We start from the raw sequence: 25,224 nt of genomic DNA, 5'->3' as shown, positions 1-25,224 counted from the left end.
AGGTACACGCATGGTCAAGATCACTGACGTGGCGCGGCACGCCAACGTGTCGCCCAGCACCGTCAGTTACGCCCTCAGCGGCAAGAGGCCGATCTCCGAGGAGACGCGCCGGCGCATAGAGGACAGCATCCGGGAACTGGGATACCGCGCGCACGCCGGCGCCCGGTCCCTGGCCAGCAGCAGGTCACAGGTGATCGGCCTGGTCCTGCCCCTCCGCAAGGGCATGCACATGCCCGTGGTGATGCAGTTCGCCACCTCTGTCGCCACTGCCGCACGGGAGCACGACCACGATGTCCTCCTCCTCACGCACAACGAGGGGGAGGAGGGCATCGACCGGGTCGCCCGGAGCCGCATGGCGGACGCGTTCATCATCATGGACGTCGAGATGGACGACCGGAGACTGCCCCTGCTGCGCGGCCTGGAGCAGCCGTCCGTCCTGATCGGCTTCCCCTCCGACCCGGCCGGACTGACCTGCATCGACCTGGACTTCGCGGGCGCGGGCGAGGCATGCGCGGAACACCTCGCCTCGCTCGGCCACCGCACCGTGGCCCTGGTCGGCTCACCCCCGGAGGTGTACGTCCGCGGCACCGGCTTCGCCCGCCGAGTCGCCACCGGCTTCACAGCAGCCGCCGACCGCCTCGGCCTGCGCTCCACCGTCCACCCCTGCCCGGAGACCCCGGCGGCCGCACAGGCCATGGCCGAGCGACTGCTGCACGAGCAGCCGGAACTGTCCGGGGTGGTCATCCACAACGAGCCCGTCACCCAGCCCCTGATCGCGGCCTTCCAGACGATGGGCCTGCGCGTCCCCGAGGACCTCTCGGTCGTCGCGATCTGCCCCGACGAGACCGCCGAGCAGGCACCGGTACCCCTCTCATCGGTCTCGATCCCCTCGGCCGAGATAGGCACCCGCGCGGTGGACCTCCTGATGGCCAAACTCGCCGAGGACGACGAGGTCCCGGAGACGACGATGCTGCCCGCGACGCTGACCCACCGGGCCACGACGGCGCCTCCGGCGGGGTGACACCCACTCGTGGCGTAAGGCCCGGCGGGTCTCGTCGGCGGAGCGGAGCCGGACGCGATCTCGGACGTCCGTCCGGCCACGGCGACCGTCCTGATCCGGTACGGGAATCTCGCCCAAGTGGCGGCCTGGGTAGGCCCTCTGGGCCATCCGGGCGAGCTTCCCGTCACGCCGTCACGCCCCGTCACCAGCGAGAAGCCATGATGGCGACGGAATGTGCCACAAGATCACGTGAAATGAGTGAAGATGCTGCTCACGCGTCTGACGCTGGCCGCCGCCGCGTCCCTTCTGGCCGTCGCCGGACTGGCCGGTACGAGTGCCTCGGCTCAGGCCGCCGGCGCGGGCGTGCAGGAGGACCACGGTCCCTGCGCCATTGCCATCCAGGGGAACAACAACAGCAACAACTATCAGTCGTGCGGCCAGATCCTGACCGGCACCGGACACGTCACCGGTACGAATCACACCGTAGGGCGCGGGGGACTGGGCGGGGCGGACACGCTCCCGCAGGTCGGTGTCGAGACGTCGAACCTCCTCGCCGCCCCGCAGGACAACGCCGAGGTCATCGCTCCCCTGACTGGCGGCACCAACGTCTCCGCCGCGTGCACCGTGCAGAGCCCGGCCGGCGACGGGATCTTCTACCTCGTCGTCACGACCGTGAACGGCTACCCCACGAGTGGCTGGCTCCAGGCCGAGGTCGTGTCGTCCACCGCCGACGTCCCGGCCTGCCTTCCGGCTTGAGGTGACGCACCGCCGAATGTGACGGCCCTCCGTGCGCCGTCAGGTGGTCGAGCCCGCGTCGACACGAGGCCGACTACTGAGAGTCATGCATGGCCTCGGGATGCTTCCCCGGCCCCTCGGCGCCGGGGAACAAGGGCGTCGGAGACAGGGCGGTTGCCTCCTCCCCGGCCTCCAGCAGCGTGTCCGCGGCGCCGACGATGAGGGGGTCGGGTGTGCCGACCGCGTCGGCGTCCTTGCTGGCGTAGTCGATGCGGGCGAGCAGGCTGCGCATGGTCTCCAGCCGTGCGCGCCGCTTGTCGTTGCTCTTGACGACCGTCCAGGGGGCGTGCTCGGTGTCCGTCGCGCGGAACATGTCGATCTTCGCCTCCGTGTAGTCGTCCCAGAGGTCCAGCGAGGCCAGGTCGGTGGGGGAGAGCTTCCACTGACGCACCGGGTCGACCTGCCGGATCGCGAAGCGGGTGCGCTGCTCGGAGCGGGAGACGGAGAACCAGAACTTGACCAGCAGGACGCCGTCGGCGACCAGCATCCGCTCGAAGGTCGGGCACTGGTCGAGGAACAGCTCGTACTCGTCCTTGGAGCAGAACCCCATCACCCGCTCCACGCCCGCCCGGTTGTACCAGGAGCGGTCGAAGAAGACGATCTCCCCGGCGGTCGGCAGTTGTGCGACGTACCGCTGGAAGTACCACTGGCCCGTCTCACGCTCGGTGGGCTTGTCCAGGGCGACCACGCGCGCGCCGCGTGGGTTGAGCCGCTCGGTGAGCCGCTGGATCGTGCCGCCCTTGCCGGCCGCGTCACGCCCCTCGCACACGACGACCACTCGTGCGCCGGTCTCCTTGACCCACCGCTGGAGCTTGAGCATCTCGATCTGCAGAATGCGCTTGGTCCGCTCGTAGTCCTTGCGGCTCACCTTGCGGTCGTAGGGATAGTTCTCCCGCCAGGTGCGAAGGGGATGACCGTCGGCGTCCAGCACGATCGGCTGCTCTCGCCGGCTGGCGTCCACGGTCAGCCCGTCCAGCAGCCCGGCCTCGTCCCCTGTGCTCGTCATCCCGCTCCCTGCCCGTGCGCTGATCGGCTCGTTCGCACGGCCGGTCAGAAGGGCATGCGGCCGCGGAACCGGCGACCGGCCGAACCGCTGCGGCCCACCGCGCGCGAGCTGCTGTGGAACGGCTTGCTGAAGAGCCGGCCCAGCGGACCGGGCGCCTTTCCCCCGGCCCGCGCTCCGGCGCCGAGCGTCCGCTGCGTGCCCCGTTCGGGGTGCCGCGACAAACGGGGGATGAAGAACGCGAGGACGGCCAGAACGACACAGACGGCGATCACGCCGACAACCACCATGGTGGGCTCCCTTCGCTGGTAGGACCCGAATGCCCCAGCCGGCCCGAACTATGTGAAGGAGCTGCGCGGCGCAGCGCGCGGGGAACCACGAGATCGCGTGGCGCGGGGCCGCCGTGGGTGGAACGACGGCCCCACGGGGGGCGTCACGTCGACCAGATCACGCCGCCGTTCTGCACGATCACCACCTTGGCGTCGGCACGCAGGACCAGCTGGGCCCCTTCATGGCCCCAGGTCTGCGAGGCCCAGATGGGGCGGTCCTCGCCGTTGTGGATGACCAGGTTGCCGTCCGGCTGGAAGATGGCCCGGTGGTTCGGGCCGAACGTCATGGACGCCCAGATCGGCTTGCGCTGCTCGTTGTAGACGACCAGGTTGCCGTCGGTCTGCATGACCATCCGGATGCGGTTGGTGGTCCAGGCCTGGTTGACCTCCAGGACACTGGGCGCGTAGACGGTCTCGGTGCTCCAGTCCGGCTTCGGGCTCGTCCTGGGCTTCGGCTTCGCCTTGGGCTTGGACTCCGGCTTGTCGCTCGGGCTGGGCTTCGCCGCGGGTGCGGCGGGCTGCGCCGGAGCGACCTTCGCCGGCGCGCTCTTTGTCGCTTTGGCCTTCTTCGGGGACGGGCTGGGCTTCTCGGCCACGTAGTCGTCGAGGGCGGCCGGGGCCGACGTCGGGTTCAGGACGGTGTCGGAACCTCCCGCGGCCAGCTCCTTGGCGGAGTCGGGGGGTCCGTCGTCTCTCGCGCTGCCGGTGAGCAGCAGCGGTATGGCGATCAGGGCGGCGCCGGCCACCGCCGCTCCCGCGAGGATCGGCTTGCGGGGGCGTCCGCTCCGCACGCCGGTGCCCGTCCTGGCGTCGGGCGGCATGGTCCCGACGGCCGCGGCCACGGCGACGCGTGCCTCGGGGGATCCGGTGGACGCGCCCGCCGCGGACGATGCCGGGGCGGTGGTGTCGTGGGTCTCCGCCGTACCCGGGGCGCTGACGTCGTTCTCCGCCGGTCCCGTGGCGGCGCTCTCCGCCTCCGCCTCTTCGGCCCCGGCGGCAGCGGTCCCACCCGCTCGGGTGGGTCCTGACGGAGCGCTCTCGGCGCCGGCCTCCCCGTCCGCGTCCTCGCGTTTACGTACGTCCGGCTCCGTCCCCGAGGCCGGTGTCGGCCCGTCGACGCCGGAACCCGGCCCGGTGGTCGCGGGCCCGGGCTCAGCGGCGGAGCCGCGGTCCGGTGCCGGCTCGTCCGGCGCGGAAGGGCTGGACGGTGAACCGGTGCCCCCTGTGCGGGTGGCGGCCGCCTCCGCGTTCGCGTCGGGGGTGGGGTGCTGGGGGGACATGCGGTACTCCTCCTCGGTGGCGGAGCTGTCGGTGGTGGCCGGGGCCCGTGCAGTGGTCGGCTGGACGAACGCCGGGAAGTCCGGCGGGCGTCGGTCGGGCGCGCCGCGCGGGGCGGACCGGTGCGATGCCCGGTCCCGCTCGTCGAGGGGTGCCGGTCCGCCGCGGTGGCAGCCGCGGGCCGGTCCGGCGCCGTCTCGAGCCATGAGGTCTTCCCGTGCGGCCCAACTTAGCCTGCATTCACGGCGATCGACCGATCACCTCTCCCAACTCTCCCGTCGCTTTGTCCGCTCGGACCTCGCTGCTCCCGGAATGTTCCCCACCCGGGCAGCAAACGGGCACATGGGCAGGCGATTCGGACCGTGCCCACCCCACAACGGGCGATGCTCGTGTGGCATCCTGGGCCTCTGATCCGATCTGATCATCGTCGGCGCGCGAGCAGGCCGACGGCATCCAAGTGTTCGTACCGACCGAAGAGTTCAGGTGGAGATGCGGCCCGGACAACGGCTGGAGGGTGGGCCCGAGGCGCCCGCCGGCTCCGGGCCGGGGCACGCGGAGTCGGCCGGCTCCGGCGAGGCCGGGGCCACCGACAGCCCCGAGATACCCGAAGCGGTGCGGGACGCGGCCCGCCGAGCGCCCGGCCACTGGATCGGGATCGTCGATCCGGACTGGACCCAGGACCGTACGCCGCCCGCGTGGGCGGTGGTGGGGGAGTGGCAGTCCGACGAGAGCGGGGACGTCGGGGACTACCGTCCCAACCCGGCCTACCGGCCCTCGGCCCGAGTGCTCGGCTGGCCGGAGCCCACCGACCCGGTGGACGCGGCCGCCCAGCGGGCCGCCACCGGATACGGCTCGGTGGACGAGGCGATCGCGGCGCTCGCCCGAGCGGAGATCACGGTCGTGCGCGGACCGGACGGCGAGCCGCTGACCGCGGCCGGTCTGGACGGCGCCCCGGTGCTCCTCTCGTTCACCTCGCCGGCACACGCGTTCATGTCCGCGGCACTTCGGCATGACAGGGTCCAGGCGACGGAACTCGCCCGGTCACTGCGCGGCTCGGGCGCACAGCTGATGGTCAACGCCGGTGCCGCGGCACCCCTGCTCGTCCCGGTGGACAGGCTCGTGGACGCCCTGCCCGAGCCCGGACCGGAGGCCGAGCGGGTGCGCCCGGCTCCTCGCGTGGCCGAACCCCACCGCTCCTCTGAACCCTGGCCCCACACCACAGGGAGGACCCCGTGACGCGTCCGGCCCAGCACACCTCCGCCTCCTCGCTGGTGACGTCCGGTTCGGCCGGCGAGGCGACGGCTCCGGCTGCCTCCGCAGCCCAGCCCGGGTCCCCGCCCGAGGCGGAGACCTCCCCGGCCCCGGGCGCGGGCGCCCGGGACAACACCGTCGATCCGCAGGCGAGTTCCGAGGCAGAGGAGACGGCGACCGAGGCGCGGACTCCGGCAGCCGTGTCCGCGACCGAAGCCGCGCCCGGCGGCCGGCCCGAGGCCGACGCGGACTCCGACCCCAGCGCCGCCGCCGAGGCCAAAAGCCGGCTCCCCGCGCTCGTACGGACGATGACCGCGACCGCCATCGACCGGCCGCAGCAGCAGGCCGCCACCGTGGGGCGGCCGGGCAGGGCGGCGCTGGCCGGGGCCGCGGTCGCCGGGGCACTGCTCGTCTCCGTGCCGTTCCTCGTGCTCACCGGAGGCGACGACAAGGACGCCAAGGCCGCGGCGGCCGGCGGCACCGTCCTCGGGGGCGGCGCGCAGGAGGCGCCCGGTGACTTCGTGGTGACCGATCCCGACACCGCCACTCCCGACCACGGCGAGAAGAGCTCCGGCAAGCCCGACAAACCGGTGCAGCGAACCACCGGCGGCTCCGCGGCACAGGACTCGGGCAAGGAGACGGCGAAGCAGGACGACGGCGGGAAGGACCGGCCCAGGGACGGCACAGGCAGGAAGGACGAACCCGCGAAGTCGGGTGGTGGCGGCAAGACGTCCGGAGGCGGCCGGGCCGAGCAGCCCTCGAACGCGGGCTCGGGCGTGACCTTCAGCGCCCCCGTCTCGATCCGCAGCCACCTCTCGGGCCGCTGCCTCGACGTACCGAACGCCGACTTCGGCGACGGCAAGAAGCTGTTCGTGTGGGACTGCAACAACGGTGTCGCGCAGAAATGGCAGTTCGCCTCCGACGGCACCCTGCGCATCCAGGGACTGTGCCTGGACGTGGCCAACGCGAACTACAACGACGGCACTCCGATCCAGATCGCCCGGTGCAGTGGCAACGCCGCCCAGAAGTTCGTCCTCAACGAGCGCCACGACCTCGTGAACACCGTCGTCGGCAAGTGCGTCGACATCAAGGACAACAACCGGGGCAACGGCGCCTGGTTGCAACTGTGGACCTGCGCCGGCACCGACAACCAGAAGTGGAGCGTCTGACCGCGCTCCCGAAGCCTTCCGGCCGAGAGCATCGCTGCCGGGCCACCGCTGCCCCGGCAGCGGGGCATGATGGCACCGTCGGCTCGCCGACACCGTCCCCGGCGACCGGGGACACCCGCTGAGAACGTTGTCCCACAAGGAGGTTGGTGCGTGTCGCGCCAGGTACTGACGGTCGGTCCCGGGGAGCGGGACCGCTACCGGACGATCGGTGAGGCACTCGCGGCTGCCCGTACCGGCGCGCTGATCAGCGTCCGGCCCGGGACGTACGCGGAGAACCTGGTGATCCACACCCGGGTCACCCTCACCGCCGCCGAGGGCCGGGGCACGGTCGAGATCCGGCCGCGTTCGGGCAGCGTCCTCGCCCTGCGCGCCGACGCCGTGATGCTCTCCGAACTGTCCCTGCGGGGCGGGGACGCCGAGCTGCCGGCCGTGGACGTCCGGCGCGGGCAGGCCGCGCTCGACGGCTGCGAGATCGTCGGCGCCGCCTGGACCGCGGTGCTGGCCGGGGGCACCGGCTCGCTCGCGCTGCGGGACTGCCGGGTGAGCAACCCCCAGGGCGCCGGCGTCGTCGTCACCTCGACCACGCCGACCACCGTGGAGTCCTGCACGTTCGAGCACCTGGGCACCAGCGGACTCGTCCTCGCCGAACAGGGAGAGGCGCGGCTGCGCGGCTGCACGGTACGGGCCGCACGCGGCAACGGCCTGCTCGCCAACGGCGACTCCACCGGCAGCGTCGAGGACTGCGACATCTCCTCCACGGACAAGCCGTCCATCGCCCTGGAGCAGAACTGCTCCCTCACGGTGGTGCGGACCGTGGTGCACGACACCAGCACCGGCGTGCACCTGAGCAGCGCGGGCCGTACGACGCTGGAGGACGTCCGGGTCACCGGGGCCTCCGGGAACGGGATCGCGCTGGCCGGGGGCACCGACCCGGTGCTGCGCCGCTGCCGTGTCTCGCGGACCCGTGGCCATGGCGTCGTGATCACCGACCGGGCCCGGGGCACCTTCGAGGACTGCTGGGTGGACGGCGCCCAGGGCGCGGCGCTCCGCGTGGCGGGAGCCGCCTCCCCGGCGCTGACCGGACTCACGGTCCGCGACTGCGAGCAGACGGGACTGCTGCTGGAGGAGGACTCGGCGCCGGAGCTGGACCGCCTCGAGGTGATCGGTGGCTCGCCCGCGATATCGGTCCGCGGCGGGGCCAACCCGCTGCTGCGCCGGGCCCGCCTCGTGGAGCCCGCAGGGGACGGCATCGCGGCGGGCAAGGACGCCCGCGGCCGGGCCGAGGACTGCGAGATCGTCCGGCCGAAGGGCGCGGGTGTCCGTGTGGCCGCCGGCAGCACCCTCTACCTGGCCGGTGGCGGCGTCTCCGACACCGCCACCAGTGGACTGGTCGTGGAGGACGGCGGCAACGTCACCGTCCGGGACTTCCGGGTCGAGGTGTCCGGCGAGGACGGTGTGGTGGTCGCGGCGGGCGGTGAGCTGACCGCCAACCGCACCACGGTGCACGCCCCGCAGGGCCACGGCTTCCTGCTCCGGGAGGGCGCGCTGGCCTCGCTCAGCGGCTGCGAGGTCTCCGGGGGTGCCCAGGACGGCTTCCGGGTGGAGTCCACCGCGCCGGTCTCCCTCGTGAACTGCCTCGCCCGGGAGAACGAGGGCGGCGGGCTCGTCCAGACGACCCCCGGCGAACGGCTCGCCGTGGACGGCCTGAAGAGCACCGGGAACGGCAAGCGGGACGCGTGGGGCAGCGGCACCGCCGAGAACACCGACCCGGCCGGATCCGGCGCCGCGGACGGGCCCGCGCCGGACCGCGTGGACGGCCCGCTCGGCGCCCTGAACGCGCTGATCGGCCTGGAGAACGTCAAGCAGCAGGTCGGCACCCTGGTCAACCTCACGCAGCTCGCGCAGCGCCGCGAGCAGCTCGGCATGTCCGCCCCGCCGATGAGCAGGCACCTGATCTTCGCGGGCCCGCCGGGCACCGGCAAGACCACCGTCGCCCGCCTCTACGGGGCGATCCTGGCCGAACTGGGCTCCCTGCGCAGCGGCCACCTCGTGGAGGTCTCCCGCGCCGACCTCGTCGCACAGGTCGTCGGCGGCACCGCGATCAAGACCACCGAGACCTTCCAACGGGCCCTCGGCGGGGTGCTGTTCATCGACGAGGCGTACACCCTCACCGCGGACAGCGGCAACGGCGGCGCGGACTTCGGCCGGGAGGCGGTCGACACCCTGCTGAAGCTGATGGAGGACCACCGCGACGACGTGGTCGTGGTCGCGGCCGGATACTCCCGCGAGATGGAGTCCTTCCTCGGCTCCAACCCCGGGCTGGCCTCCCGCTTCTCCCGGACCGTCGAGTTCGAGAACTACTCCGTGCCCGAACTGGTCGCCATCATGGAGAACATGTGCGCCCAGCACCAGTACGAGCTGGGCGAGGGCACCGCGCAGGCGCTCGCGGCGCACTTCGAGGCGATGCCCAGGGACGCCGGATTCGGCAACGGCCGTGCCGCGCGCGGGGTCTTCGAGGAGATGGTGGACCGGCAGGCGGTCCGGCTCGCCGCGCAGGCCCAGGTCGGCGAGCACGACCTCAGGCTGCTGCTGCCGGAGGACGTGTCGGCCGCCGCCGCCGCGAAGGCCGCCGAGACGGGCACGCCGCAGGACGACCCGCTGACCCGCCTCGGCGACATGATCGGCCTGGCCGAGGTCAAACGCGACGTCGCTGACCTGGTCAACCTCATCACCACGGCCCGCCACCGCGCCGCCGCCGGACTGCCGGTGCCCTCCCTCAGCCACCACCTGGTCTTCACGGGCCCGCCGGGCACGGGCAAGACCACGGTCGCCCGCCTCTACGGCGAGATCCTGACCCAGCTCGGCATCCTGCAGCGGGGCCAGCTGGTGGAGGCCGCCCGCGCCGACCTCGTCGGGCGCTACATCGGTCACACCGCCCAGCTCACCCGCGAGGTCTTCGAACGGGCCCGCGGCGGAGTGCTGTTCATCGACGAGGCGTACACCCTCACCCCGCAGGGCGGCGGCGCCGACTTCGGGCAGGAGGCGGTGGACACCCTGCTGAAGCTGATGGAGGACCACCGCGACGAGGTGGTCGTCATCGTCGCCGGCTACACCGACGAGATGGAGCGCTTCCTGGCCTCCAACCCGGGCCTGTCCTCGCGCTTCCCGCGCCGGATCACCTTCGCCGACTACTCCTCCGAGGAACTGGTCACCATCGTGCGCGCCCAGGCCGCGAGCATGGGCTACGAGTGCGGACCGGGCACCGGCCCGGTGCTCAAGGCGTACTTCGACGCGCTGCCCCGGGACCGGTCGTTCGGCAATGCCCGGCTGGCCCGGCAGGTGCTCGAGTCGATGGTCACCCGCCAGGCGGGGCGGCTCAGTTCGCTGGCCGCGCCCACCCTGGACGACCTGCGCATCCTCGTACCCGAGGACGTGGCCGCCGCCCCGAAGGCGGCCGGACTGTGAGGCCCGCCGCCCGCCTGCTGTCCGGTGCCGGCCTCGCCGCCGCACTGCTGCTGCCCACGGCCGTCACGGCCCACACGGCGCCTCACTCGGGGCTGCGGGCGGCCGACGGGACGAAGGGCCAGGAACTGCCGGCGATGCCCTCCGCGCTCGACGCGGACGCCGCATGCACCGCCCCCTCGCGGGAGAGGGCGAAGAAGCAGGACTGGTCACGTCAGCGCCTCGACCTGGACCGGACGCACGGACACGGCATCGGCGCGGGGGTGACCGTCGCCCTGGTCGACACCGGAGTCGCCCCCGGCGCCGACGGCCTCGACGGCCGTGTCACCGCCGAGGGCACGGCCGCGCAGGACTGCGTGGGGCACGGCACCTTCCTGGCCGGGCTGATCGCCGGTACGGACCCCCGTCTCACCGGAGTCGCCCCAGGTGCGCGGATCCTCGCCCTGCGGGGCACGGACACGCGCGGCCGGGCCGACGCGGCGCTCGTCGCGGCGGCGGTACGCGAGGCCACCGAGGCCGGGGCCGACGTCATCGCCGTCACCGTGGCCCTGCCGCGCCGGGACAAGGACCTGAGCCGTGCCGTCGCCGACGCCCGCCGCGCGGGCGCCGTCGTCGTCGCCGCGGCGACCCCCGACCCGCCGACGCGGGGCGACACCGACGCGATCCCGCCCCGGGTGTACTGGCCGGCCGGGGAACCCGGGGTTCTCTCGGTCGCCGACATGCTCCCCGGCGGCCTCCGCCCGGAGCGGGCCCTGCCCACCACGGGCATCGACCTGGCCGCCCCCGGGGCCGGGGTGGTCTCCGGTGGCCCGCGCGGTGACGGCCACTACCTGGGAGCCGGCGCGTCGGTCGCCGCCGCCTACGCCGCCGGGGCCGCGGCGGTGGTGCGCGCGGCCCACCCGGACGACTCGCCCGAGGCCGTCACCCACCGGCTGACGGCGACCGCTTACCCCGCCGGCATCCCGCAACTGGACCCGTACGCCGCCGTGACCACGGTCCTCGGCGGCCCGGACGCACCCGATGCCGGCGACCGTGCCGCGCAACATGTCGCCGTCCGTGACACCTCGGACGCCGACTCGGCCACCGACCGTGCCACGCTCCTCGTCCTGCTCGGCTCCGGCGCCGTCCTGGCCGTCCTGTGGGCCGCCTTCGCCCTGCCCCGGGCCCGCGCCCGCGGCTGGCGCCCGGCGCCGGCCGGGGACGGGGACGGGGACGGGGACGGGGGAGCGACACAGGACCGACGGTCCTGACGCGAACGGCGACGGCGGGATCACCCGGTGACCCCGCCGTCGCTGTCGTACCTCAGCCCTCCTGTCCGGCTGCCGGCTCGACCAGCGCGGTCTGCATCAACCGCGCCTTGCGGCGGGCGATGTGCAGGGCCCGGCCCGGCGGCAGGTTCACGGGCTTGGCGTTGCCGAAGAGACGGCCCTCCGTGGGCGGGCAGGAGAGCAGGATCGCGGGGTTGTTCGCCTCGTCCATCCGGCGGATCAGGGCGTCGCTCAGACCCCTGCCCGCGCCCATGGCGCTCCGGGCGACGACGATGTGCAGACCCATCTCGAAACCGAGCGTCAGATGCTCGAAGAGCGGCTCGAAGGGGCTCTGGAACGAGTTGCTCGAGACCATGTCGTAGTCGTCGACCAGGATGAACAGACGCGGCCCCGACCACCAGTCGCAGGCGCGCATCCGGGCGGGGGCGATGTCCGCTCCGGGGACGCGGGTCTTCATCGCGCGGGCGGCGCCGTCGACGGTCTCCTTGAGGTTGTCCAGGGAGATGACGTGCCCGATGCGGTACTCCTCCGGGATGCCGTCCACCAGGGTGCGCCGGTAGTCCACCGCGATGATCTTCGCCTCATGCGGGGCGTAGCGGGCGGTGATGCCCGCGGTGATCCGGCGCAGCAGATTGGTCTTGCCGCTCTCCGTGTCACCGACCACGATGAGGTGCGGGGTACGGCTGAAGTCGTGCCACACCGGCTCCAGGGCGTCCTGGTCGATGCCGAGGGGCAGCCGCATACCGCCGCCCTCGGTCGGCTCGGGCGCGGGGAGTTCGGCGAGCGGCAGCCGGTGCGGGAGCATCCGGACCTGCGGGGCGGCCGGGCCCGGCCAGTGCCTGGCCACCTCGCCGACCAGGTGGGCGACCCCGTCTCCGAGGTCGTCGAGGGAGCCGCTGCCGTCCAGCCGGGGCAGGCCGGCGAGGAAGTGCATCTTGCTGTCGGCGGTGATGCCCCGGCCCCCGGTGCGGGGCACCGAGCGCGCCTTGCGAGTGTCGATCTCCGAGTCCATCGGATCACCCATCCGCAGTTCCAGGCGGGTCGCCGCCTGGTCGCGGACCTGCGCAGACAGCTCCACCCAGCGGGTGGTGGTGATGAGCAGATGGATGCCGTAGTTCAGGCCGCGTGCGGCCAGTTCATTGAACTTCGGCACCAGGTCGTCGTAGTCCTGGCGGACCGTGGACCAGCCGTCGACCACCATGAACACGTCGCCGAACGGCTCGTCGGGGAACTCACCGGCGGCGCGGCGCCGTCGGTAGGACTGCATGGAGTCGATGGTGTGGTCGACGAAGAACTGCTCACGGCGGGCGAGCAGCGTCATGACCTCGGCGACGGCCCGGTGCACCCGTTCGGGGTTGAGCCGCGCCGCGACGCCGCCGACGTGGGGGAGCGCGGCGAACTGGGAGAGGCCGCCGCCACCGAAGTCGAGGCAGTAGAACTGGAGCTCGGCCGGGGTGTGGGTGAGGGCAAGTGCCGCGATCAGGGTGCGGGCGAGCGTGGACTTGCCGCTCTGCGACCCGCCCGCGATGGCGACGTGGCCGCCGGCCCCCGACAGGTCCACGACCAGCGGGTCGCGACGCTGCTCGAAGGGCTTGTCGACCAGACCGACCGGGACCCGCAGCCGGCCCGTGCCGGGCCAGCCCGCGGCGCTGAGGCCGCGCTCGGGGTCGGGGGCGATGCCGGGCAGCAGGGCGTCCAGCGGAGACGGCTCGTCCAGCGGCGGCAGCCACACCTGGTGGGCGGCGGGGCCCGAGTCGCGCAGCCGGTCCAGGGCGACGTCGAGCAGAGTCTCCTCGTCCCCGCTCTCCTCGGCCTCCGGCTCCGGAACGGGCGTGGGGTCGAGCGTGCGAGGCACCACCCAGCCGCTGGTCCACGGCACCACCTGGCTGGCCACCCGGGCCTGCACGACGGCGCCGGTGCGGCGCCGGTAGGTGCCGGAGGAGTAGGCGGCACGGAAGCGTGTGAGAGCCTCCACACCCGACTTGAGATAGCCGCTGCCCGGCTGCGCGGGCAGCTCGTAGGCGTCCGGCACACCGAGCACGCCCCGGCTCTCCATGGCGGAGAACGTGCGCAGGCCGATCCGGTACGACAAGTGGCTCTCCAGCTGGTGCATCCGGCCCTCGTCCAGGCGCTGCGAGGCCAGCAGCAGATGCACGCCGAGCGAGCGGCCGAGCCGGCCGATCATGACGAACAGGTCCATGAACTCGCGGTGCGCCGACAGGAGTTCGCTGAACTCGTCGACCACCACGAACAGGCTGGGCAGCGGGGTGAGGTCGGCGCCGCCGGCCCGGGCGCGTTCGTACTCCAGGGCGGAGGTGTAGTTGCCGGCGGCGCGCAGGAGCTCCTGACGGCGGATGAGTTCGCCGTGCAGCGCGTCCTGCATACGCTCCACCAGGGCGACCTCGTCGGCGAGGTTGGTGATGACGGCGGACGTGTGCGGCAGCTCCTCCAGGCCGAGGAAGGTGGCGCCGCCCTTGAAGTCGACCAGGACGAAGTTCAGGGTCTCCGAGGAGTTCGTCAGGGCGAGGCCCAGGACGAGCGTGCGCAGAAGCTCGCTCTTACCGGATCCGGTGGCGCCGATGAGCATGCCGTGCGGGCCCATGCCGCCCTGCGCCGACTCCTTGATGTCCAGTTCCACCGGGCGGCCGTCGACGCCGACCGCGATCGGCACCCGCAGCCGTGCGGAGCCCGTGTGCCGGGCGAACAGGGCCTTGGTGTCGTGCCGGTGCAGATCGGCGATGCCGAGCAGTGTGGTCAGCTCCACGTCGCTGTCCAGCGGCTGAGCGATGTCGGTGCCCAGGCTCATACGGCGGGAGGCGAGCAGCCGCGCCAGCGACTCCGCGCCGAGCGGGCCGAGCCGGTCCGGCCGGCCGAGCGGCACCGAGCGCTCCTTGCGGCTGCGGTCGGTGCGCACCAGGTTCACCTGGTCCGGCCCGACGGTCAGCCGCAGCGTGTTGCGGCCGGGCCGCCAGCGCAGCGCGCCGGAGACGTCCAGCACGACCGCGTTGCGGTAGCCGTGGCCCTCCCAGCGATGCCCCTCGGGCACGGTGACGCCGTCCAGCACGACCACGGTGTACGGCTCGTCCCGGCCCGGCCGGGCGTCCGGGTCGAAACCGGGGCGCTCGGCGAACTCGGCGCCGAGCAGGTCGTCCAGCTCGGTGAGGTCGGACGTGATCCGGCGGACCTGCCCGGCGCCGTCCTCCTCGTGCGGATGCAGGGCGTGCGGCAGCCACTTGACCCACTCCCAGCCGGCCCGTCGCTCGTCGCTCACGCAGAGCGCGATCCACAGCTCCTCCGGCGCGTGGAACACGGCGAGCTGGCCGAGGGCGGCCCGCAGCAGAGCGCGTACGGCTTCGTCGCCGGCGCCCTCGGGCGACGACGAGACCGCGGACACCTCGCCCGGTGCCGTCTCGGGGCGCAGCAGCACACGGGCCGACGACCGCAGGTAGAGCCCGAGGGGCTGCTCGGGAATCGTCGAGTAGGCGCGGATGAAGCGGCGCAGGGCGTGCGCGCAGAGCGGTTCGAGGTCCTCCACCGGGCGGGTGGACACCGGGTTCAGCGTGAGGGCGAGCTGCTGTTCGCCGACCGCGAGACGCACCTCGCCGAAGTCCTCGTCGGCCGGGCGGCGTTCCCACAGCCGTGAGGTGCGGGCCAGGGAACGCAGGGAGGAGGGTTCCGGATGGCGCCAGGCGAGCGCCCGCTGCTGCTCCACGATGGTCGAGCGGACCCGCTTGCGGATCTGCGCCAGATAGCGGAGGTAGTCGCGGCGTTCGCCCTTCAGCCGGTGCTTGCGCTCGCTGGAGCGGCGCATCAGCTGGCCCAGCAGCATCGCGCCGGCGGACAGCGCCATGACGCCCATCGCCAGGTAGATGAAGACGCCGTTGCCGCCGCCGGGGCGCAGGAACATCAGCATCATCGACACCGACATGAGCGCCATCGGCAGATAGGTCCATATCGCCGAGGTGTCGGGCACCGTCTCGGCGAGGACCGGCGGCTCCTGGAGGGTCAATTGCCCTTCGGGCATCTCGGGACCGCGCCTGCGCGCCGGCCGGCGAAACAGCACCACACTCAAGGAACAGAACCTCCGGTTTCACTGGCTTTCCGGCCCGCGCCGAATACCGGGACTCCGGTACCCGGAAAGACCGCACCGCTCATTTCCGGGGACCCGGGTACGCGGTGAACGCCGGATGAACGATGCGAGCGGAAAGCAGGGAATGGTCAGCTCTCCCACCATTCGACTGCATACCGGACAGGCGGCCCGGTCCCCAGCCTGTTCCGGCGAGCGTAGGCAGTAGTGTGCATTCACGAAACGCGACCTGTCCACGCGGGAGCGGTGGTTGCCGGTCTCGCGGGCACAATTGCCCTGTCCGACCCCCCTGTTCGGGCCGCACGGACCTTCCGTAGTCTTCGCACTGTCCCGTGCGCGGGGAAGTCCTCCTGTCAAAACCCCCAAGGAAGACGAGAGTTCAGCTGATGACCGACAGCGCGGTGGCCGAACTGTGCCGCCTCACCGTACGCGCGCCGAGCGTCTCCGTCGATCTGGCCGTGCCCGCCGACGTGCCCGTCGCCGATCTGCTGCCCACGCTGCTGCGTTATGTCGGCGAGGAGGCCGAGGAGGCCGGACTCGACCACGCGGGCTGGGCGCTGCAGAGACTCGGCGACGCCCCCCTCGACGAGGAGACGACCCTCGCGCGGGCCGGGCTCGCCGACGGGGACGTGCTCTATCTGCGCCCTCACACCGAGGCCCTGCCCGAGGCCCGGCTCGACGACCTGGTGGACGGGATAGCCGACACCGCCGGCCGCAGGCTGCACACCTGGCACCCGGAGGCGGCCCGCGGACTCCTCGTGGGCGCGACGGTGGCGACCGTCACGGCGGCCCTGGTGCTGGTGTTCTGGCCGGGAGCGGCCGGTTCCGGCTCCGTCAGGGCCGTCTGCGCCGCCGTCGCGGGACTCCTGCTGCTCGCCGGCGCGGGAACCGCCAGCCGGGCGGTCGGCGACCGCCTGTCCGCGACCGCGCTCGGCCTGCTGGTCGCGCCCTGCCTGGCACTGGCCGGCTGGGTGCTGCCCGGCGGTGATCTGACCGGCCCGGACGCGGCGCAGGTCGCGGGCGCGCGACTGCTCGCGGCGGGCGCGGCCGGAGCGGGCGGCGCCGTGCTCGCGCTGGCCGCCACCGCGGTCGGCGCCCCGGCCCTGCTGGGCACCGCGGTCGTGTCGGTGGCCCTCGCGATCTCCGGCGCCCTGATCGGCTACACGGACCTGCGCGTACCGGCCGCGGCGGCCCTGGTCGCCACGGGGTTCGTGCTCGCGGCAGGTGCGGTGGCACCGTTCGCCTTCAAGCTGGCCGGGATGCGGATGCCCGCCCTGCCCTCCTCCGCCGGCCAGCTCCAGGAAGGCATCGAGCCCTACGCCGGCAGCGACGTCGCCGAACGCACGGAGCTGGCCGGACGCTGGGTCACCGCGCTCTTCGCCGTCACCGGCGTCATCGCCGCGGGAGCCCTGGTCGTCCTCGCCGAGCGCCCGAACCTGCCCGAGGTGCTGACGGCGCTCGCACTGAGCCTGCTGCTGCTCCTGCACTCCCGGGGGCTGGTGCACATCGGGCAGCGGCTGACCCTCGCGGTGCCCGGGATCTGGGGGCTGCTGCTGCTCGCCCGCAGCTGGGCGGTGGACAGCGAGGGCGACGGGCGGCTGGTGGTCTTCGCGGTACTGCTCGGCGTGGCCGCGGCGCTGGTGATCGCCGCCTGGACGGTGCCGGGCCGCCGGATGCTGCCGTACTGGGGCCGGGCCGCGGAGGTGGCGCACACCGGGATCGCGGTGGCGCTGCTGCCGCTCAGCCTGTGGGTGGCGGGCCTCTTCGGCTGGCTGCGCGGCCTGTTCGGCTGACCCCCACCGCACTCCGGTACGAGAACGACTAGGAGAGGCCGTGCAGTCCAAACGGGACCAGGTACACGCCCACACCTTCATGATGGGCAGGCTCAGCTCGGGCCTGCTGACGGCCGACCCGGACGCACCGGAGAGCCCGCTGGGACGCACCACACGCGGCGTGGTCTTCGGCGTGCTCGTCACCGTCCTCGTCGGGGCCGGCGCCACCGTCTACGGCCTGCTGCGGCCCGGCGGCAACGACGCCTGGCGCGACGACGCGCACCTCGTCGTGAACCGCGACACCGGCGCGCGCTACCTGTGGACCACCACCGACGGCGTGCTGCATCCGGTCCGCAACTACGCCTCCGCCCGCCTCATCGGCGGCTCCGACCTGGAGTCCGTGGACGTCTCCTCGGCGTCGCTGAGCGACGTACCGGTGGGCGCCCCGGCCGGCATCCCCGGCGCCCCCGACGCCGTGCCCGAGCCCGCCCGGCTCGACGACGACGCCTGGCACATGTGCGTCACGGGCCCCGACGGCGCGCTGCCGGACACCTCCGGCGCCGTCGCGAGCACCGGCGTGGAGAAGCCGGGCGCGACCACCCTCGTGGCCGGGGCGCCGCTGGACTCCAGCGGTATCGGCGGCGGTCGCGGAGTGCTGGTCAAGGGGCCCGACGACACCGAGTACCTGGTCTGGAGGGGGAGCCGGCTGCCGTTGGACCGCGCGTCGGACGCCCGCAACGCCCTCGGTTACGGCTCCGTGCGGCCGATGCCGGTCTCGGCGGCCTTCCTCGACGCACTGGCCCCCGGCCCCGTCCTGAAGCCGCCCGCGGTCGAGGGGCGGGGAGAGGCCGGCCCCGAACTCGGCGGGGAGGCCACCCGGATCGGCCAGCTGTTCAAGGTCGGCGTCCCCGGCGGCGACAGCACCTACCACTTGCTGCGCAAGGACGGTCTGGTGCCGCTGACCCGGCTCGGCGCCGCCCTGGTCCTGGGTGACCCGGCCACGCAGAAGGACGCCTACCAGGGGCGCTCGCCCGAGGTGCGTACGGTGGGCGCCGACGCCCTGCGTGAACACCGGGCCACGCAGGAGGGCGCCGCCTCGCCGGAGCTGCCCGACGCACCGCCCGCCCCGCAGTCCGTGCCCCGCGGCACCGCACTGTGCGCACAGGTCGACGGCGACGACGGCGGAGTCCGGATCAGGTCGGTACTCGTGCCGCTGAGCCGTCTGGCCCCGGTCGCGGTGTCGGAGGGCACCGCCCAGCCGCTGAAGCCGGCCTGCGTCCCGACCGACGCCACGGTGGTCCGGCCCGGCCGGGGCGCCCTGGTCCGTGCCCTCAACGCCAGCGGCGCCGCCCACGCCGGGACGAGCTACCTGGTGGCGGAGAACGGCGTCAAGTACCGCGTCCCGTCGAAGAAGGCGCTGGCCGCGCTCGGTTACGAGGCCGCGGACATCGCCTCCGTCCCGGCGCCGCTGCTCGCGGCTCTTCCGACCGGCGCGGACCTCGACGCGGCCGCCGCGTCGGGCGTCGTCGAGCCCACGGTGACGGCTCCGCAGTGCTCCCCGTCCCCGGAGCGGAAAGCGGGCGCGGCGAGCGCCGTCGGGGACAAGGCGGACACCCCGCGCTGATCACGGCAAGGAGCGCATTCGGCGCCCATGAAAGGAAAAGGGCGGGGCCGACAGGCGTATTGAGCCAAAGTCGTCGCCGAACGGTGTGAAGTTCGTCCCAACCGTCGGGGAACGGCCTGCGGCGGAAACCTCAGAGAAAGCTCAGATATTCGCCGCCGGCCGTGCCCGAGGAATCCCCGCGAAGCGCCTGCAATGCCGGATACGGCCGTTCGTGAAGCCCGTTCGGCTTCCTCCGGTGCCCGCTTCGCGCCCGCCTCGCTCTCCAGCGCCGGGGCCGCGCGCCCGGGCGCCCGGGAGGCTTGTTCATATCGCCGAAACCTGACCTCAACTCCCGTGCCACGCAAGAATTCTGAGACAGACCGACCGAAGCTCAAATCTTCCCTGTGCGCGTTGCGCGGAACACCGGCTTCTCTTTAGCCTCAGCGGGCAACCGCGTGACGAGACAGGGCTGAACGAAGGGAGCGCGACATGGCGGACAGCGCCGCGAGGAAAGCGGACTATGCCAAGGGCTTGGGGGGTGTCTCCTCGCTGGAGTCGGCCCGGAACCAGGTCGAGAAGGTCCAGAACAACGTCGCCGAGATCGCCGCGCGTTCGGGCGTCGGCGGCGACGAGGGCCAGGCCCTGCTGAAGCTCTTCCGCAGCTGGAACGCCGAGGCGCAGAAGGTCGTCATCCAGATCAGCAAGATGGTCGACGCGCTCCAGGAGAACGTGACCTCCGCCAACCGTCTGGCGCAGGAGAACCAGGACCTGACCGAGGTCCTCAACAGCAAGACCAGCCAGGGCGTCTTCGAAGCGCTGCGCTGACCCGACCGGCAGCACCGGCCCCGCCGCGACGAGGCCGGACCCCTTGAGCTTCCCGGGCCGGCGCCCGGCCGTACGAGAGGAGACGTCATGGCCGACGGCATCATCGACGTGCAGTACCCCGTGGTCCGCAACGCCATCGAGGAATTGATGGCGCAGACCCAGCAGATCATCACCACCCTCAACAACCTGGAGGACGAGCTCAAGCCGCTCGTCACCTCCTGGGAGGGCTCCGACCAGGAGACCTACCGGCAGGTCCAGGCGGAGTGGGACCAGGCCACCAAGAACATGGCCCAACTCCTCGGCGACAACGGCGAGCTGATCCAGACCATCCACGACAACCACTCCCGTGACGAGCGCAGGAGCGCCGACAACTGGGGCAACGTGCGGGCCCGTTAGGGCATCGCCGGAGCTTCCTCCCCGTCGAGGGTTCGGCGGCGCGGCCCGGCCGTCGTCCGTGAAGGGGGCGCCTGCCGGGCCCCCGTGTCCCCGTCCGGCACCAAGCGTCAGGAGTGCGTCCCATGGCCGGTGAGAAGGCCGACGTCAAGCATTTTGACCTCAAGCAGATGGAGAACTTCCGGGACAACGAGGTACAGCCGGTCCACACCGCCGCGAAGAAGCACAAGGAGCAGGGCGACGGGTCCCACATCCGTCCGCTCGGCCACCTGATCGACGGCCACACCACACCGGACAACCTCGCCCAGGACAAGCAACTCCTGCGCATCGGCAGGATGGTGACCGAGCCGCTGGTCTCCGGACCGAAGCTGATCGAGGACATCCGCACCGCGGCCGAGGCCATCGACAAATTGCTCGGCGACCAGATGGACCTCTTCAAGGAGCTCAAGGAGGCCCTCACCGAGACGATCGAAGAGGCGAACAAGACCAAGGACAAGAACCTCGACGCGATCGACGCCCAGACACTGCTCCAGACCTTCGACGAGGTCGACACCCTCACCGCCGGTGGCACCGGCGACCCGGACGAAGAGTCCTGACCCCACCGACCAGAAAGGGCACCACCGGTGGCAGATCGGTACGATCCCAACTCCGTCGCCAATCTCGACAAGTTCGACAGCGCCGGCGACCCGTCGACCGACACCTGGGCCACTCTGGTCACCCACATCACCGGCTATCCGGTCCCCGACCGCAACACGATCTTCGACTCCCTCCGTTCCGAGCACGGCGGCAAGCTGTTCCGGATGGACATCAAGGAGCGCAGCCTCAGCCTGCTCGTCAAGGACTCCGGGTTCCTGACGAACAAGGGCGAGGACTACGACATCTGGTTCTTCGACAGCGGTAAGAAGCGCTCGATCATGCAGGCCCGGATCGTCTTCGAGGGCCGGGTGAAGGCGGGCGAGGAGATCATCTTCGCCAGTCCCGGATCGGACAACGTCCACGACGCGCAGGTCCGTGAGGGCAACGAGTTCACGGACTACAACAAGGACAAGATGAGCACGATCCCGCTCGCCCGGTACATGAACGGGCCGCGGGCGGCGCTCCTCGCCCTCCTGGGCGGCAACACCGCGGACGCCCGGTTCAGCAACCTGGGCGTGCCCGGGGCCGACGTCGTGGACCTGAACTCCTTCAACACCACCGGGGAGTCCTTCGACTTCGCCGCCAAGTTCTTCAGGGACCACGCGGTCGTGCTGAAGGACTGGGAGGACCGCTTCGGACGGGACGACGCGAGCTGGAAGGGCGAGGCCGCGGAGGTCTTCCGCAGCCTTCTGAAGAAGATCCGCGAGAACTACGACAGTTACGTCGAGACCTTCGACGAGAGCCCCACGGCCGGCGAAGGGACCGGCGGCACCGTGTACTCGCGCGCCCTGTCACTGGGCCGCAAGTACCTCGAGGACGCCGCGAACAAGCTGCTGGAGGCATGGCTCGCCTGGGCCAAGTCGCCGTACTACGACCCCCACCAGGTCCTTCGCTACGTCCTGGACGACCTCGCCCAGTGGGTGGACGCGAACAACGTGGCCAAGACGGACATCAAGTCCTACACCACCCGCTACTCCACGACCGTCAGCCACAGCCCGCAGGCCGGCTTCACCCAGGTGCACCCCGAGTACGGCGACCTCACCGACATCGCGAACTGGGCGAAGGTGGGTGACGCGGCCGTCAAGATCTGGAGCCAGGGCGTCAACGAGTACCTGGGCAAGCCGGCCGCCGAGGTGCAGTCGAACCTGAACAACCACTTCCTGGACCTCGGTGGCGACTTCTCCGGCAACGTGCCCAAGCCGAAGTCGACGAGCACCGCCTCGGAGGAGTACGAGGAGAAGAAGGCCAAGGAGGAGCAGGAGGAGATCAACCGGCAGAACGAGGAGAACCGCCGGTACCAGGACGAGCTGCGCGCCGAGCAGGAGCGTCAGCGCGAGGAGGACCGCAAGTACCAGGACGAGCTCCGCGAGGAGCAGAACCGCCAGCGGGAGGAGGACAAGAAGTACCAGGACGAGCTGCGCGAGGAGCAGAACCGCCAGCGCGAAGAGGACAAGCGGCTCCAGGACGAGCTGCGCAACGAGCAGAACCAGCAGCGCGAAGAGGACAAGAAGTACCAGGACGAGTTGCGCGAGGAGCAGCGGCGCGAGCAGGAGGAGGCCAAGCGCCTGGCCGAGGAGCAGGCCAAGGCCATGGAGGAGAGCCTCGGGGGCATCAACGACCCGAACAGCGTCACCCAGCAGAGCCTCGACGGCCTCGACGACCTGCTCAACCAGAACAACCCGGTCACCGAGAGCCTCGGTGACCTGGGTGACGTGAACGCCCAGGGCGGCGACCAGGAGGCCTTCACGTCCACCCCGCCCCCCGGCATCACCAACCTGGGCAACCTCGGTGCGGTGAACACGGGAGCGGGCGGCTCGAACAACGCGACCAACGCGAACAACGCGGTCGACGACGCGATCACCCAGAACCTGGGCAACCTCGGCGGCCTGAACGCGGGCGGCGGTCCGGTCAAGACGCCCGGCGGCGGCACGACCCAGCTCGACGACGGCAAACTCACCACCGACTTCCCGGACGGCAGCAGCACCAGCTTCGACCCGGACAGCGGGGTGCTCACCACCACCCACCCGGACGGCAGCGTCACCACGCAGGACCTCGGGGACGGCACCAGGGTGACCAACCCCGACGGCTCGGTCACCAGCCTCGGCGATGACGGCAGGCTGACGACCACCTTCCCCGACGGCAGCGTCCAGACCGTCGACCCCTCGACCGGCCAGGTCACCACCACCGACCCGGACGGCACCACGACCACTCAGGACCTCGGCGACCTGGGCGATCTCAACAGCGGCGTCAACGCGGACCTGGGAGACATCGACTCCGACCTGCCCACCCAGTCGGAGACCGACCTCGGCGACCTGGGCGACCTCAACAGCGACGGCGGCGGCCTGGAGACCCCGACCGGCGGCAGCACCCAGCTCAGCGACGGCGACATCGCCACCACCTTCCGCGACGGCAGCAGGATCAGCTTCGACCCGGACAGCGGCCTGCTCACCAGCACGGACGCGGACGGCACCACGACCACCACCGACCTCACCCACGGTGCGACGGTGAACAACCCGGACGGCTCCCGGACCAGCCTCGACAACGGCATGCTGACCACGGAGTTCCCCGACGGCAGCAAGCAGGTCATCGACCCGGACACCGGCATCGCCACCGTCACCGATCCGCAGGGCAACACCGAGCGGATCGACCTGCACGATCTCAACACGTCCGGAGGCCGGGACACCTCGGACCTCCTCGACGGCCTCGGCGATCTGGAGAGCGGCGGCCTCCGCGACACCGGAGGAGGTACCTCCGTACAGGACCTGTCCCTCTCCGACCTGGGTGTCGGCGGCGGAGCGGCCGACGGGGCATCCGGTGGCGGCATCGGGGAGAGCCATGTCACCGCGGACGGCTCCGGCGCGGCCCTGGCGGAGCCCCTCTCGGACGGCGCCACCGACAACGCGGGCACACCGCTCGCCCCGGCCGCCGGAGCCCCGGGAGCTCCCGGCATGCCCGGCAGCCCCGGTATGCCGATGGGCGGCATGGGCGCCGGGGGCATGGGAGCGGGCGGAGACAAGGGCAACGGTGAGCGGGTGCGCGCCGTCCTGGTCGACGCGGCCGAGGAGAGCGAACGCCGCAACCGCCGCCGGCGCAGCCCGTGGAACCGCCAGGAGGACGACGACACCTTCCTCGCCCCCGCCTCCCGAGTGGCGACCACCGGGGGCGACTCCCCGGAGGAGGAGACGCAGCCCGGCCGCGGCAGGGTCACCAGCTCCGACTACCTGGAGGAGGACGCCGACGTGTGGGGCACCGAAGAAGGCGGCACACCCGCCGTCATCGGACGGTGAGCCTCGTCGAGCGCGGCCGGGGCGCCACACGGAGACGCATCACACCCTGCCCCCGCTTCCGCCGCGGGGGACTCACGGGGCAAGATCAGCAGGGCAGTTGACGGACCGCCGGGCAGTTGACGGACGCGGGGCACGACCGGGCGCACACGGCGACCGACGGGGAAGGAAGGAGCAGGCGTGACGGAACCGCTGGAGAAGCGCCTCGAGAAGGCGATGGCCGAGCTCCAGGCCGCCCAGGAGGCGGTGGCACGCACCGAACGCGAGCTGCGGCAGGCGTCGTTCGCGGTGGTCTCCTCCGACCGCGCGGTCCGCGCCACGGTGGGCCCGCAGGGCGAGCTGTCCGGGATCGAGTTCCTGGAGAACAAGTACCGCGACATGTCGCCCCAGGAGCTGGCGGCCAGCGTTCTGGAGGCGGCGAACGCGGCGCGCCTGAAGATGAACCGCCATGTGATGAAGGCGATGGCTCCCTTCACCGAACCCAGCAGCGGCATCCCGGAGTTGAAGGGCTTCGAGCTGGACTGGGAGCGGATCTTCGGACCCGAGGTGCTCCGCGACGACGACGAGGACACGAGCCGCGACAGCGGGGCCACCCCCGCTTGGCGGGACGCGCTCGGCGAGGACGGGGAGGACTGATGGGACAGCGGTACTACGCCGATCCGGCCCGTATCGAGGCCCTGGCCAGGCAGCTCGAGGAGATCGGCACCCTGGCCAGGAACATCACCGAGGAGTTCCTCGACGACCTGGCGCCCACGGTCACCTGGCCCGGCACGGCGGGCGAGTTCGCCGAGAAGGCCAAGCCCCAGGAGCAGAAGGAACGTCAGACCACCAAGGAGACGATGCTGTCCATCCGCGACGCGGTCGTGGGCATCACCGACGCCACGGTCAGCCAGGTCCGGATGATGAAGGACACCCGCGACCGCCACATCGAGGACATCGAGCGGGTCGACAGGCGCATCGAGACCGACGGCCTGAACGGCGACGGCCCGGGTGGGCATGGCCGTCGCTGATCCGCGCACCGCCGGCCGCTCCCGCACCACGCCGGGAGCGGCCGCTCCGTCCTGCCCCC

Annotated in this window: 18 protein-coding genes; 14 read left to right on the top strand and 4 right to left on the bottom strand. The window is 72.2% G+C overall.

The genetic code is table 11. The features are described 5' to 3' along the window. The first annotated feature begins 10 nt into the window (after window positions 1–10). Both ACFV46_RS13415 and ACFV46_RS13410 read left to right on the top strand, forming a co-directional pair. A complete protein-coding gene (locus ACFV46_RS13415; RefSeq protein WP_283288579.1) occupies window positions 11–1,021 on the top strand; it encodes a LacI family DNA-binding transcriptional regulator in 1,011 nt (336 codons plus the stop codon). 243 nt (window positions 1,022–1,264) lie between these two features. After that, window positions 1,265–1,756, top strand: coding sequence for a hypothetical protein (locus tag ACFV46_RS13410; RefSeq protein WP_385498188.1), 492 nt, complete (start codon window positions 1,265–1,267; stop codon window positions 1,754–1,756). A gap of 73 nt (window positions 1,757–1,829) precedes the next feature. Here ACFV46_RS13410 and ppk2 read toward each other — a convergent pair whose 3' ends face one another. The 3 genes from ppk2 to ACFV46_RS13395 form a co-directional block, all read right to left on the bottom strand. Continuing rightward, entirely contained in the window at window positions 1,830–2,801 is a 972-nt protein-coding gene (gene ppk2, locus ACFV46_RS13405; RefSeq protein WP_385498187.1) for a polyphosphate kinase 2, read from the bottom strand. Window positions 2,802–2,845: 44 nt separating this feature from the next. Further along, window positions 2,846–3,088 (bottom strand): DUF6411 family protein, encoded by a 243-nt coding sequence (locus ACFV46_RS13400; protein ID WP_283288574.1) that lies wholly within the window; start codon window positions 3,086–3,088, stop codon window positions 2,846–2,848. A 143-nt stretch (window positions 3,089–3,231) separates the two neighbouring features. After that, the gene (locus ACFV46_RS13395) at window positions 3,232–4,611 is read right to left on the bottom strand and encodes a mannose-binding protein (protein WP_385498185.1); all 1,380 of its coding nucleotides are present in this window, start codon (window positions 4,609–4,611) and stop codon (window positions 3,232–3,234) included. A gap of 283 nt (window positions 4,612–4,894) precedes the next feature. Between ACFV46_RS13395 and ACFV46_RS13390 the strand changes: the two genes are divergently transcribed. The 4 genes from ACFV46_RS13390 (at window position 4,895) to ACFV46_RS13375 (ending at window position 11,537) form a co-directional block, all read left to right on the top strand. After that, window positions 4,895–5,641, top strand: coding sequence for a type VII secretion system-associated protein (locus tag ACFV46_RS13390; protein WP_385498184.1), 747 nt, complete (start codon window positions 4,895–4,897; stop codon window positions 5,639–5,641). Further along, window positions 5,638–6,825, top strand: a complete 1,188-nt coding sequence (locus tag ACFV46_RS13385) for a ricin-type beta-trefoil lectin domain protein (RefSeq protein ID WP_385498182.1) — start codon at window positions 5,638–5,640, stop codon at window positions 6,823–6,825. Before ACFV46_RS13390 ends, ACFV46_RS13385 begins: the two co-directional genes overlap by 4 nt. Window positions 6,826–6,975: 150 nt before the next feature. Further along, on the top strand, window positions 6,976–10,290 hold the full coding sequence (locus tag ACFV46_RS13380; RefSeq protein WP_361935919.1) for a right-handed parallel beta-helix repeat-containing protein: 3,315 nt from the start codon (window positions 6,976–6,978) through the stop codon (window positions 10,288–10,290). After that, a complete protein-coding gene (locus ACFV46_RS13375) occupies window positions 10,287–11,537 on the top strand; it encodes a S8 family serine peptidase (RefSeq protein WP_385498181.1) in 1,251 nt (416 codons plus the stop codon). The genes ACFV46_RS13380 and ACFV46_RS13375 overlap by 4 nt, the downstream gene beginning before the upstream one ends. Window positions 11,538–11,589: 52 nt before the next feature. Here the strand turns inward: ACFV46_RS13375 and eccCa are convergent, their stop codons facing one another. Next, complete coding sequence (gene eccCa, locus ACFV46_RS13370) at window positions 11,590–15,579, bottom strand: type VII secretion protein EccCa (RefSeq protein ID WP_385498180.1); 3,990 nt, start codon at window positions 15,577–15,579, stop codon at window positions 11,590–11,592. A 449-nt stretch (window positions 15,580–16,028) separates the two neighbouring features. On the opposite strand from eccCa, the gene eccD reads away from it, so the two are divergent. From eccD to ACFV46_RS13330, 8 genes are all read left to right on the top strand, one after another. Then, the gene (eccD, locus tag ACFV46_RS13365; protein WP_385498179.1) at window positions 16,029–17,435 is read left to right on the top strand and encodes a type VII secretion integral membrane protein EccD; all 1,407 of its coding nucleotides are present in this window, start codon (window positions 16,029–16,031) and stop codon (window positions 17,433–17,435) included. A gap of 40 nt (window positions 17,436–17,475) precedes the next feature. After that, on the top strand, window positions 17,476–19,038 hold the full coding sequence (gene eccB / locus ACFV46_RS13360; protein ID WP_385498177.1) for a type VII secretion protein EccB: 1,563 nt from the start codon (window positions 17,476–17,478) through the stop codon (window positions 19,036–19,038). A gap of 468 nt (window positions 19,039–19,506) precedes the next feature. Then, on the top strand, window positions 19,507–19,842 hold the full coding sequence (locus ACFV46_RS13355; RefSeq protein ID WP_385498175.1) for a hypothetical protein: 336 nt from the start codon (window positions 19,507–19,509) through the stop codon (window positions 19,840–19,842). Window positions 19,843–19,929: 87 nt separating this feature from the next. Continuing rightward, window positions 19,930–20,238, top strand: a complete 309-nt coding sequence (locus ACFV46_RS13350; protein WP_062672674.1) for a WXG100 family type VII secretion target — start codon at window positions 19,930–19,932, stop codon at window positions 20,236–20,238. Between the two features lie 122 nt (window positions 20,239–20,360). Continuing rightward, entirely contained in the window at window positions 20,361–20,831 is a 471-nt protein-coding gene (locus ACFV46_RS13345; RefSeq protein ID WP_283288552.1) for a type VII secretion system-associated protein, read from the top strand. A gap of 27 nt (window positions 20,832–20,858) precedes the next feature. Then, the gene (locus ACFV46_RS13340; protein WP_385498174.1) at window positions 20,859–24,158 is read left to right on the top strand and encodes an AAWKG family protein; all 3,300 of its coding nucleotides are present in this window, start codon (window positions 20,859–20,861) and stop codon (window positions 24,156–24,158) included. Between the two features lie 177 nt (window positions 24,159–24,335). Next, window positions 24,336–24,791 carry a YbaB/EbfC family nucleoid-associated protein gene (locus tag ACFV46_RS13335; protein ID WP_283288548.1) on the top strand — a complete coding sequence of 152 codons (456 nt, stop codon included), beginning with the start codon at window positions 24,336–24,338 and terminating at the stop codon, window positions 24,789–24,791. Further along, on the top strand, window positions 24,791–25,165 hold the full coding sequence (locus ACFV46_RS13330) for a hypothetical protein (RefSeq protein WP_385498173.1): 375 nt from the start codon (window positions 24,791–24,793) through the stop codon (window positions 25,163–25,165). The genes ACFV46_RS13335 and ACFV46_RS13330 overlap by 1 nt, the downstream gene beginning before the upstream one ends. Window positions 25,166–25,224 lie beyond the last annotated feature (59 nt).

The sequence above is a fragment of the Streptomyces sp. NPDC059852 genome, from assembly GCF_042731455.1.
In the GTDB taxonomy this organism is placed as follows: domain Bacteria; phylum Actinomycetota; class Actinomycetes; order Streptomycetales; family Streptomycetaceae; genus Streptomyces.
This window is presented reverse-complemented; position numbering and strand designations above follow the sequence as displayed.

Excerpts from the sequence above, each read along its gene's own strand:
- ACFV46_RS13415 (WP_283288579.1), top strand. The coding sequence starts at position 11 with ATGGTCAAGATCACTGACGTGGCGCGGCACGCCAACGTGTCGCCCAGC.
- ACFV46_RS13410 (WP_385498188.1), top strand. The coding sequence starts at position 1,265 with ATGCTGCTCACGCGTCTGACGCTGGCCGCCGCCGCGTCCCTTCTGGCC.
- ppk2 (WP_385498187.1), bottom strand. The coding sequence starts at position 2,801 with ATGACGAGCACAGGGGACGAGGCCGGGCTGCTGGACGGGCTGACCGTG.
- ACFV46_RS13400 (WP_283288574.1), bottom strand. The coding sequence starts at position 3,088 with ATGGTGGTTGTCGGCGTGATCGCCGTCTGTGTCGTTCTGGCCGTCCTC.
- ACFV46_RS13395 (WP_385498185.1), bottom strand. The coding sequence starts at position 4,611 with ATGGCTCGAGACGGCGCCGGACCGGCCCGCGGCTGCCACCGCGGCGGA.
- ACFV46_RS13390 (WP_385498184.1), top strand. The coding sequence starts at position 4,895 with ATGCGGCCCGGACAACGGCTGGAGGGTGGGCCCGAGGCGCCCGCCGGC.
- eccCa (WP_385498180.1), bottom strand. The coding sequence starts at position 15,579 with ATGCCCGAAGGGCAATTGACCCTCCAGGAGCCGCCGGTCCTCGCCGAG.
- eccD (WP_385498179.1), top strand. The coding sequence starts at position 16,029 with ATGACCGACAGCGCGGTGGCCGAACTGTGCCGCCTCACCGTACGCGCG.
- ACFV46_RS13355 (WP_385498175.1), top strand. The coding sequence starts at position 19,507 with ATGGCGGACAGCGCCGCGAGGAAAGCGGACTATGCCAAGGGCTTGGGG.
- ACFV46_RS13350 (WP_062672674.1), top strand. The coding sequence starts at position 19,930 with ATGGCCGACGGCATCATCGACGTGCAGTACCCCGTGGTCCGCAACGCC.
- ACFV46_RS13345 (WP_283288552.1), top strand. The coding sequence starts at position 20,361 with ATGGCCGGTGAGAAGGCCGACGTCAAGCATTTTGACCTCAAGCAGATG.
- ACFV46_RS13330 (WP_385498173.1), top strand. The coding sequence starts at position 24,791 with ATGGGACAGCGGTACTACGCCGATCCGGCCCGTATCGAGGCCCTGGCC.